The sequence below is a fragment of the Geodermatophilus sp. SYSU D00708 genome (assembly GCF_054050115.1).
The window spans coordinates 118,679-130,755 of sequence record NZ_JBJGYS010000008.1; the positions used below are offsets into that span (position 1 = coordinate 118,679).

The window sequence follows — 12,077 nt, forward strand, 5'->3', positions numbered from 1 at the left end:
GGGTCGGCCGTGGCACCTGGCCCCGTCCCGGGTCCCGCCCGAGCTTGCGAGGGGTGGGGAGGACGGGGTCCTTCTCAGGCGGAGGTGGCCACCGACGTCCCCAGCCGGTCGGCGTCGGCCTGCCGGCTCCGGGGAACCACCCGGATGCCGAGCACGGCGACCAGGCTGACCAGCGACAGGACCGCGACGTAGAGCGCGATCGGCGTGGAGGACTCGTAGGCGCCGTACAGGGCGGTGGCCGCGATCGGGGTGACCGCACCACCGATCATGCCGCCGAGCTGGTAGGCGATGGAGATGCCGCTGTAGCGGGTCTTCACCTCGAAGATCTCGGTGAACAGACCGCCCTGGGCGCCGGCCATGATGCCCTGCACGATGGCGGCGACGACGAACGCGAGCAGCGCCGCGGCCGCGTTGCCGGTGTTGACCAGCGCGAACATCGGCAGCGGCCAGATGACCGCGGTGAGCGCGCCGAGGGCGAAGACCGGCTTCGAGCCGAACCGGTCGGACAGCACGGCGGCCACGACGATGGTGGCGATCCAGACCAGCGTCGAGGCGAGGATCAGCCACAGCAGCGTGGAGCGCTCGAAGCCGACGACGGTCGTGCCGTAGGTGAGCATGTAGACGATGACGGTGTAGCCGACGGCCGGCGGCGCGATCGAGGCGAGGCTGCCCAGGACCAGCGTGCGCGGCTGGCGCTTGACCAGCTCGGCCACCGGGATCTTGCTGACCTGCTTCTGCTCCTTGACCTGCTGGAACTCCGGCGCGTCCTCGAGCTTGCTGCGGACCAGGAAGCCCACGACGACCAGCACGATGCTGACGAGGAACGGGATCCGCCAGCCCCAGCTGAGGAAGGCGTCGTCATCGAGGCCGGAGACGGCGAGGAAGGCGAGGTTCGAGGTGAGCACGCCCATCGGGACGCCGAACTGGGCGAAGCTGCCGTAGACCGCCCGCTTGCGGGGGCTGGCGTGCTCGGTGGCGATGAGCACCGCGCCGCCCCACTCGCCGCCGACGCCGAAGCCCTGGATCAGCCGCAGCACGACGAGCAGCAGCGGCGCGCCGATGCCGATCGCGTCGTAGGTCGGCAGCAGGCCGATGAGGAAGGTCGACCCGCCGGTGAGCAGCAGGGTGAGCACCAGCATCGACTTGCGGCCGATCCGGTCACCGAAGTGGCCGATCACCGCGGCACCGAGCGGCCGGGCGACGAAGCCGACGGCGAAGGTGGCGAACGCGGCCAGGGTGCCGGCGACCGACGAGGCCCCGAAGAAGGCAGTGCCGAACACCAGCGCGGCGGCGGTGCCGAAGATGTAGTAGTCGTACCACTCGATCGACGTGCCGACGAAGCTGGCCGCGAAGATGCTCTTCTTCGACGGGCCGGCCTTCGCGGGCGCTGGGGTGGTGTGGGTTGCCACGGGGGGAGTTCTCCTCTGGACGCCTCTGCCTGGGGTGGCGCACCGGTCGTGATGCCGGTTACACCGTCCCGTCGATGGAAACCGGTCTTGACACCGAAGTCGTGAGCCGCCCGACCCGCTCGCACCGGGTCGCCTCGGCGACAACGCCTACGTCATCCGTCCCGGTCGTGCCGCTCAGCAGCGCCGACGCCGTGCACGGCCGCCCTGACGCGGGCCGTGATGCGCGTCACGGTGACCCCGGCGGGACGGCTCAGCCCAGGGTGCGCGTCTCGGCGGCGATCGGCACCTCGACGACCCGCGGGCCCTCCGCCTTGCCGGCGGCGGCCAGCTCCTCGGCCAGCTCCTCCCCCGTCGTGACCGTGCGGCCGGGCAGCCCGTAGCCCTGCCCGATGGTGGCCGCGTCCAGGCCGGGCAGGTCCAGCCCCGGGACGCCGGCCACGCCCAGCTGCCCCAGGAACGAGCTCAGCGCCCCGTAGGTGTTGTTGCGCAGCACCAGGAAGGTCACCGGCAGCCGGCGCTGCACCGCCGTCCAGACGCCCTGGACGCCGTACTGGAACGCGCCGTCACCGAGGACCGCCACCACCGGCCGGGCCGGGTCGGCCAGCGCGACGCCGACCGCGGCCGGCAGACCGAAGCCCAGGCCGCCGGCGGCCGGGAAGAACAGGCTGCGCGGCCGGTCGACGTCCAGGTGCGACCAGAACTGCGCGGTGTTGGACGTCGACTCGTTGACGAACCGCACGCCGGCCGGCAGCAGCCGGTTGGCCAGGGCGAAGACGCCGTCGGCGGTGAACGGGGCGGCGTCGGGGTCCTGCGCGGAGACCCGCTGCGGCGCCGGCCGCGGCGGGCGCGGCGGCAGTCCCTCCAGGGCAGCGAGCAGCTGCCGGGCGGCCGTGGCGACGTCGGCGACCACCGCGTCGCCGAACGCGGCGCGCGCCGCGGTGCCGGGGTCGCTGCCGACGCTCACCAGCTCGGCGCCCTCGGGCAGCCAGGGGCCGGGCCGGTAGGCGTGGTAGCGGAACACCGGCGCGCCGAGCACGAGCACCAGGTCCGCGCCGGCCAGGTGCTCGGAGACGCCGGCGATGCTCGGGGGCAGGCAGCCCTGCCAGAGCGGGTGGCGGGTCGGGAAGGGGGCGCGCGGCGGCGTCGGCGCGTTCCAGACCGGGGCCTGCAGCGCCTCGGCGAGGGCGACGACGAGGGGGAACGCGCGCTCGTCGTCCACCTCGGGGCCGACGACGAGCACCGGGTTCCGGGCGGCGGTCAGCCGGTCGGCCAGCTCGCCCAGGACGTCGTCGGGCAGGGCGCCGGCCGCCCGCACCCGGCGGCGGGCCAGGAAGGCGACCTCGTCGTCGTCCACCGGCCGGCGCCAGTCGTCCAGCGGCAGGGAGACGAACACCGGGCCGGTGGGCGGCAGGGTGGCGAGGTGGAAGGCCTCCGAGAGCGCGCGGGGGACGTCCTGCGCGCGGGCCGGCTCGAACGCCCACTTCACCTGCGGCTCGGGCACCCGGGTCATGCCCGGCTCGGCGAGCACCGAGCCCAGCCCCACCATCGCGCGGGCCTGCTGCCCGGCGGTGACCACCAGGGGCGTGCCGATGGCCCGGGCGTTGGCGAGGTTGCCCATCGCGTTGCCCAGGCCCGCCGCGGAGTGCAGGTTGACCAGCGCCGGCCGGCCGGTGGCCTGGGCGTACCCGTCGGCCATCGCCAGCACCGCGCCCTCGTGCAGGCCGAGGACGTAGCGGAAGTCGTCGGGGAACCCGTCGAGGAAGGGCAGCTCGTTGGAGCCGGGGTTGCCGAAGACCGTGGTGAGCCCCCAGGCGCGGAGCAGGTCGTAGGTGGTCTCGCGGACGGTGGGCACGGCGTCCTCCTGTTGCTGCCGTCGCTGCACGTGGTGGCGCAGGCTAGTCCCCGGCCGGAGGTGCCCCGTCGCCTACGTCGGATGTCTCGCCCGGCCCCTCCGGAGCGGCCGGTGCCGGTCCGGTCGGATGCCCGGGGCCGCCCGGGACCACTGGGCCTAGCGTGACGCTGGGCACGTCCGCCCGAGACCCGACACTCGAGGAAGCAGACCCGCATGGTGTCACTGGACCAACTGCCGGAGATCCGGACAGAGCTCTTCATCGACGGCGAGATCCGCAGCACCGACGACCACCTGCAGGTGGTCGACCCCGCCGACGGCCGCTCGGTCGTCGGCTACGCGGCCGCGGCCAGCGCCAAGCAGGCCGAGGAGGCCGTCGCCGCGGCGCACCGGGCCTTCCCGGCCTGGGCCGCGCGCACCCCGCAGGAGCGGGCCGAGCTGGTCACCGCGGCGCTGGCGCCGCTGGAGGCCGACCGGCACGCGACCGCCGAGATCCTCACGCGGGAGAACGGCAAGATCCGGATGGAGTCCTTCGTCGACTCCCTGGTGTTCGCCCACCGGGGCGGCCTGGCCACCGGCCTGGCCGAGCAGGTCGGGCTCACGACCGAGCTCCCCGCCCCGCCGTACCGGACGACGGTCTCCTACCTGCCGCTGGGCGTCGTCACGATCATCGTGCCGTTCAACTGGCCGCTGGCCATCCTGGGCGCCTCGCTCCCCTACGCCCTGGTCGCCGGCAACACCGTCGTGGTGAAGCCGCCGCCCAGCACACCGCTGGCCACGACCCGCACCGTGCAGCAGGTCGCCGCGCTGTTGCCGCCGGGCGTGCTCAACGTGGTCACCGGTGCCGACGCCGAGATCGGCTCGGCGCTGATCTCCGACGACCGCGTGAAGAAGGTGTGCTTCACCGGCAGCGTCGGCGGCGGACAGCGGATCATGGCGATGGCGTCGCAGTCGCTGACCCGCGTCGCCCTGGAGCTCGGGGGCAACGACCCGGCGCTGGTCCTGGCCGACGCCGACCTCTCCGGCGACGCGATGCAGCGGATGTTCGGCGGCACGTTCGACTCCACCGGCCAGATCTGCATGGCCACCAAGCGGCTCTACGTGCACCGCTCCCGGTACGAGGAGGTCGTCGAGGGCCTCTCGGGCATCCTCGCCGCCCAGCGGCTGGGCCACGGCCTCGACGAGGGCGTGACCATGGGCCCGCTGCACCAGGCCCGGCAGAAGGAGTACGTGCTCGAGCTGCTGGCGCAGGCGCGCGAGTCCGGCGCCGAGGTCCGCGAGTTCGGCGAGGCCGCCGAGGGCGCCGACATCTCCGCCGGCAACTTCCTCCGGCCGAGCCTGGTGCTCGACCCGGCCGACGACGCCCGCGTGGTGGTCGAGGAGCAGTTCGGCCCGACCCTGCCGATCCTGCCGTTCGACGACGAGGACGACGCCGTGGCCCGGGCCAACGACACCTGGTCGGGCCTGTGCTCGTCGGTGTGGACCGCCGACCTCGACCGCGCCGCCGCGGTCGCGGCCCGGCTGCGCACCGGGTACACCTTCGTCAACGCCCACGGCGCCGCGCACCTCGACGAGCGCGCCCCGTTCGGCGGGTTCAACCACAGCGGCATGGGCCGGGAGATGGGCATCGAGGGTCTCCGCGAGTTCATGGACACCCACGCGGTGGGCTTCCCCGCCTGAGCACCAGCCGGGGGGCGGGAGGACGTGGTCCTCCCGCCTCCGGGAGAGCAGTTGACCGAACCGGCCGGCAGCTTGCGAGGGTGCTGGCGTCCACTCGACGACGAGGAGAAGGACCCCATGGCGAACAACCGCGGCGTGACCTACCAGGGCCCGGGCAAGGTCGAGGTCACCGACCTGGACTACCCGGAGCTCGTGCTCAAGGACGGCCCCGGCGTCCACCCGGACAACGTCGGGCGGCAGGTGCCGCACGGCGCGATCCTCAAGGTGCTCACCACCAACATCTGCGGCAGCGACCAGCACATGGTCCGCGGCCGCACCACCGCCCCGCACGGCCTGGTGCTCGGTCACGAGATCCTCGGCGAGGTCGTGGAGACCGGCCCGGGCGTGGAGTTCATCAAGGTCGGCGACGTCTGCTCGGTGCCGTTCAACATCTCCTGCGGGCGCTGCCGCAACTGCAAGGAGGGCAAGACCGGCATCTGCCTCAACGTCAACCCCGACCGCCCCGGCTCGGCGTACGGCTACGTCGACATGGGCGGCTGGCAGGGCGGCCAGGCCGAGTACGTGATGGTCCCCTACGCGGACTGGAACCTGCTGGCCTTCCCCGACCGCGACCAGGCCCTGGAGAAGGTCCTGGACCTGACCATGCTGTCGGACATCTTCCCGACCGGGTACCACGGCGCCTACACCGCCGGGGTCACCACCGGGTCGACCGTCTACGTCGCCGGCGCCGGCCCGGTCGGCCTGGCCGCCGCGGTCTCCGCCCAGCTCCTGGGCGCGGCCGTCGTCATCGTCGGCGACCTCAACGAGGACCGGCTGGCCGCCGCCCGCGCCTTCGGCTGCGAGACCGTCGACGTGTCGAAGGGCGACCCCAAGGACCAGATCGAGCAGATCCTCGGCGTCCCCGAGGTCGACTGCGGCGTCGACGCGGTGGGCTTCGAGGCCCGCGGGCACGGGTCGGGCGCGCAGAAGGAGGCGCCGGCGACGGTGCTCAACTCGCTCATGGAGGTCACCGCGGCCGGTGGCTCGCTCGGCATCCCGGGCCTGTACGTGACCGGGGACCCGGGCGGCATCGACGAGGCGGCCAAGGTGGGCGCGCTGTCGATCTCGCTGGGCACCGGCTGGGCCAAGTCGCTGTCGTTCACCACCGGCCAGTGCCCGGTGATGCGCTACAACCGGCAGCTGATGATGGCGATCCTGCACGACAAGGTGCAGATCGCGAAGGCGGTCAACGCCACCGTCATCAGCCTGGACGACGCCCCGCGGGGCTACGCCGAGTTCGACTCCGGCGTGGCGAAGAAGTACGTCATCGACCCGCACAACGTGACCGGGAAGGCCGCGGCCTGACCAGCAACCGCCCCGACGCCGTCGAGGACCCGACCACCGGCGTGGTCGGGTCCTCGACGGCCGTCCGGCACCGCCGCGACGGCCGCCGGACGGGGCTGCGCTCCCCCGGCGTGCTCGTCCCCGTCCTGGTGCTCCTGGCCACCGTCGTCGCGGTGACCAGCAGCGTGGGCGCGCCGCTCATCCCGGCCGTCGCCGACCTGCACGACGTCCCGCTGCACGTGGCGCAGTGGTCGCTGACGATGCCGCTGCTGGTGGGGGCGGTCGCCACGCCGGTCCTGGGCCGGCTCGGCGACGGGTCGCACCGCCGGACCGTGGCCCTGTCCGCCCTGGTCCTGGTCGTGCTGGGCGGCGTGCTCACCGCGCTGCCGCTGTCGCTGGGCTGGTTCCTCGCCGGGCGGGGGCTGCAGGGCTTCGGGCTCGGCCTGATGCCGCTGCTCATCGCGACAGCCCGGGAGGCGCTGCCCTCCGCGCGCTCGCGCCGCGCGATCGCCGCGCTGTCGATCACCGTGGTCTCCGGCGTCGGCCTGGGCTACCCGATCGCCGGGGCGATCGCCACGTACGCGGGGGTGACCGCTGCGTTCTGGGCGGCGGCCGCGGTGTGCGCCGGTGCGCTCGCCGCCGCGGCGCTCGTGCTGCCGCCGGCCGCCCCGGTCCCGCCGCGCCGGTTCGACCTCTGGGGTGCGCTGCTGCTCGGTGCCGGCCTGGCCGGTGCGCTGCTCACCCTCAGCGAGGGCGAGACCTGGGGCTGGACGTCGCTCCGGGTCCTGCTGGTCAGCGCGGCCTCGCTGCTGCTGCTCGCCGCCTGGGTGCTCGTCGCGCTGCGGGTCCGCGCCCCGCTGATCGACCTGCGGCTGGCCCGCGGGCGGCTGCCGGCCGCGGGCCACGCCTCGATCCTGCTGGTCAGCCTGGCCAACTACCTCATGATGGGCTCGGTGCCGATCCTGGCCCAGACGTCCGCGGACAGCGGCTACGGCTTCGGCGCCTCCGGGCTGGTCGCCGGCCTGCTGCTCCTGCCGTTCTCGCTGGCCGGCATGCTCGCCGGCCCGCTCTCCCGGCGGCTCGGCGAGCGGGTCCGCCCGCGGGCGGTGCTGGCGGTCGGCGCGCTGCTGATGGCCGGCGCGCAGGCGCTGTTCGCCCTCTACCGCGGCGACCTGTGGGCCCTGGTCGTGGTGACCACGGTCGCCGGGCTCGGCGTCAGCACGGTGTTCGCCGCGGCCGCGGGGCTGGTCGTCTCCGCCGTCCCGCCCCGGGAGACCGGCAGCGCGATGGCCCTCAACCAGGTGCTGCGCTACGCCGGCTTCTCCGTGGGCAGCGCCCTGACCGCCACGGTGCTGTCCGTGGCGACGCCGGCCGGCGAGGGGCTGCCGGCCGGCGGCGCGTACACGGTCATCGGGTCGATCGCCTGCGTCGCCTGCCTGCTGGCCGCGCTCGTGGCCTGGGTCCTCGCCGGCCGGACCGCCGCTCAGCCGCCGAGCGTCGCGCCCCGGGAGAGCGGCGTCACCGAGCGGGCGTAGACCGACAGCCAGCCGCACCCGGCCGCCCGCGGCAGCGGCGCCATCTCCGCCCGGCGCTCGGCGAGCACCTCCTCGGGCACCTCCAGCTCGAGGCTGCGCGCGTCGACGTCGACGGAGATGACGTCGCCGTCGCGGACCAGCCCGAGCGGGCCGCCCACCGCGCCCTCGGGGCTGACCTCGGCGACGACCAGACCCTTGTTGACCAGGCCCGACATCTGGCCGTCGGTGACCACGACCACCTGGTCGCCCAGCCCGGCGCCGTCGAGGGCGAAGACGAACGCCGAGGTCAGCGCCATCCCCGGTGAGCCGCGCAGGCCCAGCCCGCTGAGGACGACGACCTCGCCGGGCTGCACCTCGCCTCCGCGGATGCCGGCCAGCCCTTCCTCGCGCGAGGAGTAGACCCGGGCCGGCCCGCGGAAGCGGTGCAGCCCGTCGTCGGCGACGGTGCGCTTGACCACCGCGCCCTCGGGCGCCAGGGAGCCCCGGACGACGGTGATGCCCGGGTGGGTGGCGAGCGGGGCGTCGACCGGCCGGATCACGTCGGCGTCGGCCACGGTGACGCCACCGAGGACCTCGCCGAGGGTCCGCCCGTCGACGGTCGGCCGGTCGAGGTCGAGCAGGTCGCGCAGCTGGTACAGCAGCGCCTGGGCGCCGCCGGCGGCCTCGAACTCGTCGATCCGGCGCTCGCCGTTGGGCTTGACGCCGGTGAGCAGCGGCACCCGCGGGGCCAGCTCCTCGAACAGCGCCAGGACGTCGACGTCGCAGCCGGCCTCCACCGCGATCGCCTGCAGGTGCTTGACGCAGTTGACCGAGCCGCTGATGGCCAGCACGGCGGTCACCGCGTTGCGGAACGCGCCGGGGGTCAGGACCTGCCGCGGGCGCAGGTCCTCCTCGACCAGCTCGACGATCCGGCGGCCGGCCCGCGCCACGTCGGCGAACATCCTGGGGCTGTTGGCCAGCACCGGGGTGCTGCCGGGCAGCGCCATGCCGAGCGCCTCGGTGGCGATGTGCATCGAGTTGGCGGTGCCCATGCCGGCGCACACGCCCGGGCCGCTGACCGCGACGGTCGCCATCTCGGCGAGCTCCTCGACGGTCATCGCGCCGGTGGCCACGTGCCCGGCGTAGAGGAAGACGTCCTCGCAGTCGACGTGCTCGCCGCGGTAGACGCCCGAGGGCTGGTAGCCGCAGCCCACGACGATGGTCGGGATGTCCAGCCGGCCGGCCGCCATCAGCTGCCCGGGCGTGGTCTTGTCGCAGGAGGCGAGGGTGACCATGCCGTCGAGCTGGGCGCCCTCGACGGCGACCTCGATGTCGCTGGCCAGCAGGTCGCGGGAGGGCAGGATGTAGCGGCCCTGCGCCCCGGCGCTGGTGATCGCGTCACTCGGGGCGGCGGTGCGCACCTCGAACGGGACGCCGCCGGCGGCGCGGATGGCGTCCATCAGCGGCGGGACGACGCCGTCGAGGTGGCTGAAGCAGCTGGCCAGCCCCGAGGAGCTGTTGACGACGGCGATCTTGGGCTTCTCCATGTCCTCCGGGGACAGGCCCAGCGCCGTCCACTGCGCCCGGCGCATCGCCCAGGGGGTGCCGCCGACCGGGAAGTTGCTGCGCAGCGTGGTCACTCACATCTCCTCGCGTCCCAGGAAGGCGCCGCCGGCCTCGAGGCGGCGCTGCAGCTCGGCGACCGGCACGTCCCGGACCGCCAGGTCCCCGGCGATGGCCAGGTCGGCGGCCACGCCGACGGCCTCGCCCATCACGAAGCACGGGCCGGTGACCCGGGCCGACGACTGGCCGCCCTGCGTCATCGACGCGCACCGGCCGGCGACGAAGAGGTTGTCCACCGCCTGCGGCACCACCATCCGGTAGGGCAGCTGGTTGAAGCCGCGGGGCGCGCGCTGCCAGCGGAACTCGACGGTGCCCGCGACGTGCGCCTCCACCGGCCAGCCGTTGACCCCGATGGCGTCGTCGAAGTCGGCGCAGTCCAGGACGTCGTCCTCGGTGAGCCGGTACTCGCCGAACACCCGGCGGGTCTCGCGGATGCCGATCTGCGGGGCGATGTCGACGATGTAGGAGTCGCCGAAGCCCGGTGTCCGGTTCTTGATGAAGTCGAACGCCTCGAACGACTGGCGGCGGCCCTGCAGCTCGCCGCGGGTCAGCTGGTCGACGTCGGTTCCGTCGACGGCGGTGCCGTCGGGGTTGGACAGCTGGGTGAGGTTGGCCCGCCACTCCAGCGGGTTGCGCTGCTGCCGGACGATCGGCTTCTTCCGCGGGAACCGGTGCGTGCCGGCGGCCTCGGCCTCGTCCATCAGCCGCTCGACGGTGCGCCACGGCGCGGGGCCGGCCGCGGCGACGTCGACGCCGTTGATCCGGAACATCAGCGACGGGTAGAGCAGGTGCGGCGCCTTCTCGAACGGCACGCCCGCCCAGGCGGCGACGTCGGCGTCCCCGGAGGCGTCGACGAAGACCCGGCCCCGGACGGCGGCCCGGCCGGACTTGGACTCGATCAGGACCGCGTCGATCGTCGCGCCGTCGTCGGCCATCACCACGCCGACCGCGGTGGCGTGGAACAGCAGCCGGGCGCCGGCGGAGGTGACCAGCTCGTCGGCGGCCAGCTTGTAGGCGGAGATGTCGAACGCCTGGGCGAGGATGCCGTCGTTGATGGTCAGGTGCGGCTCGTTGAGGCCGTCGAGCTTGACCAGCCGCTCCAGCAGCTCGTCGGCCAGGCCGTGGATGACCTGCCGGTGCTCGCCGTGCACCTTCGCGTGCAGCCCGCAGAAGGTGGACAACCCGCCCATGGTGCCCGCGCCGCCGAGGAAGCCGTAGCGCTCCAGCAGGATCGTGGAGCGGCCGGCGCGGGCGGCGGCGGCCGCGGCCATCAGCCCGGCCGGGCCGCCACCGATGACGACGACGTCGAACTCGCCGTACACCGGCGTCTCGCGGGCCGGCTCGTGGACGGTGGTCATCGCGGGCTCCCGGCGGTCGGGGTGGAGGGGACGCGGGCGATCGCCGGGGAGCCGCCGCGCGGGCCGAAGGTCTCGGCGACCGCCGACACCCCGGCGTTGTGCGCGCCGGCCACGACGACCAGCAGCGCCTCGGGCGAGTTGAGCACCGGGACGACGTCCTGCCCGGCCTCGGCGGCGGTGTCGGGGACCGCGTCCGGATGGCCGGCCGGCAGCCGCCAGCGGGTCTCCCGCGACACGGCGTCCTTGCCGACCTCGGCCAGCCGCTCCCGGGTGTTGACCGCGTGCTCGTACACGAACTGGCGGACGTCGAGCTTGGACCACCCGGCCGCGGCGAACACGTGCGCGTGCTCCGGGCCGAGGACCAGGCAGCCGCTGATCGTCTCGTGCACCAGCGCGCCGGTGCGGGCCAGCGTGCCGGCCAGGTCGCGGCCGAGCTGCTCGGGGTCGGTGGTGTGCCGGGCCTCGAGGTGGATGACCGAGCGGACGAGCATCGAGGTCACCGTGCTGTCCCCCGCAGCGAAGCCGTGGTCGGTGGGGAACGGCGCCCAGGGGCTGTCCTCCTCGTTCTCGGCGATGCAGCAGGTGTACTTCGCCGGCGTGCCCTGGGTGGCCTGGTCGAGCTGGTGCGGGTGCAGGCCGAAGGCGTTGATGGCGGTCAGCCGGATCGCCCGCCCGATGGTGGCGTTGGCGCGGAACCCCGAGCCGAAGACGTTGCCGCGGGAGTTGAGCCCGATGCGCTCCCGGACGGGACCGTTGACCAGGAGCAGCGGCGCGGTGCCGGTGGTGCTCTGCCAGATGCCCTTGCCGGCGTACCCCTCGGCGGTCAGCGCGTCCCACGCGGCGAGCACGACCGGGAAGTACTCGGGCAGGCAGCCGGCCATCGCCGCGTTGATCGCCGCCGAGCGCACCGTGCAGGACCGGTCCAAGTGCGGCATGCGGAAGACGACCTCGCCGGGGTCGCGCGCGGTCTGCGCGAGGAACTCGGCCAGGTAGGACTCGGTCACGGGCATCACCGGGAGCCCGTCGGTCCACTCCTGGGCGGCGTAGAACTCCTGCACGCGGCGCAGGGTCGCGACGTCCACCTGCGGCAGGGCGTCCTCCGCCCCGGGCGCGCGCGTCTCCAGCGAACTGCTCACCGGCTCCTCCTCAGGCAGCGACAGGTGTGCGGAATCCGCACAGCCGCTCTCTCTGCGCCCACGACCGTATCGGCGGGCCACGGCGCGTCAAGCACGGCGACGCGCGGGCGGGCGACCCCGGCCGCGGCGTTGACATCGCGGGAATGCCCGCCCTAGCGTGCGTTCTGAGCACGAGTGATCGCATG

At 74.2% G+C, this 12,077-nt stretch carries 8 protein-coding genes; 3 read left to right on the forward strand and 5 right to left on the reverse strand.

Features of this window, described 5'->3' with window-relative positions; genetic code table 11:
• Window positions 1-74: 74 nt before the first annotated feature.
• Window positions 75-1,409, reverse strand: a complete 1,335-nt coding sequence (locus ACI79D_RS09465) for an MFS transporter (RefSeq protein ID WP_456918116.1) — start codon at window positions 1,407-1,409, stop codon at window positions 75-77.
• 250 nt (window positions 1,410-1,659) lie between these two features.
• Window positions 1,660-3,261, reverse strand: coding sequence for a benzoylformate decarboxylase (gene mdlC, locus ACI79D_RS09470; protein WP_456918117.1), 1,602 nt, complete (start codon window positions 3,259-3,261; stop codon window positions 1,660-1,662).
• A gap of 213 nt (window positions 3,262-3,474) precedes the next feature.
• Here mdlC and ACI79D_RS09475 point away from each other — a divergent pair, with 213 nt between their 5' ends.
• From ACI79D_RS09475 to ACI79D_RS09485, 3 genes are all read left to right on the forward strand, one after another.
• Window positions 3,475-4,938, forward strand: a complete 1,464-nt coding sequence (locus tag ACI79D_RS09475; protein ID WP_456918118.1) for an aldehyde dehydrogenase family protein — start codon at window positions 3,475-3,477, stop codon at window positions 4,936-4,938.
• Window positions 4,939-5,055: 117 nt separating this feature from the next.
• Entirely contained in the window at window positions 5,056-6,282 is a 1,227-nt protein-coding gene (gene fdhA / locus ACI79D_RS09480) for a formaldehyde dehydrogenase, glutathione-independent (RefSeq protein WP_456918119.1), read from the forward strand.
• Between the two features lie 41 nt (window positions 6,283-6,323).
• Window positions 6,324-7,796, forward strand: coding sequence for an MFS transporter (locus ACI79D_RS09485; protein WP_456918120.1), 1,473 nt, complete (start codon window positions 6,324-6,326; stop codon window positions 7,794-7,796).
• On the opposite strand, the gene ilvD is transcribed toward ACI79D_RS09485, so the two are convergent.
• Genes ilvD through ACI79D_RS09500 form a run of 3 tightly spaced genes read right to left on the reverse strand, consistent with a single transcriptional unit; the run spans window position 7,745 to window position 11,892 of the window.
• Window positions 7,745-9,415, reverse strand: coding sequence for a dihydroxy-acid dehydratase (ilvD, locus tag ACI79D_RS09490; protein ID WP_456918121.1), 1,671 nt, complete (start codon window positions 9,413-9,415; stop codon window positions 7,745-7,747). The two genes, ACI79D_RS09485 and ilvD, sit on opposite strands and share 52 nt — an antisense overlap.
• Complete coding sequence (locus tag ACI79D_RS09495; protein WP_456918122.1) at window positions 9,416-10,756, reverse strand: FAD-dependent oxidoreductase; 1,341 nt, start codon at window positions 10,754-10,756, stop codon at window positions 9,416-9,418.
• Window positions 10,753-11,892 carry a hypothetical protein gene (locus tag ACI79D_RS09500; protein WP_456918123.1) on the reverse strand — a complete coding sequence of 380 codons (1,140 nt, stop codon included), beginning with the start codon at window positions 11,890-11,892 and terminating at the stop codon, window positions 10,753-10,755. Before ACI79D_RS09500 ends, ACI79D_RS09495 begins: the two co-directional genes overlap by 4 nt.
• Between the last annotated feature and the right edge of the window lie 185 nt (window positions 11,893-12,077).

What these genes read in the sequence shown, in the direction of transcription:
- ACI79D_RS09495 (WP_456918122.1), bottom strand. Translation starts at nt 10,756, where the DNA reads ATGACCACCGTCCACGAGCCGGCCCGCGAGACGCCGGTGTACGGCGAG.
- ACI79D_RS09475 (WP_456918118.1), top strand. Translation starts at nt 3,475, where the DNA reads ATGGTGTCACTGGACCAACTGCCGGAGATCCGGACAGAGCTCTTCATC.
- fdhA (WP_456918119.1), top strand. Translation starts at nt 5,056, where the DNA reads ATGGCGAACAACCGCGGCGTGACCTACCAGGGCCCGGGCAAGGTCGAG.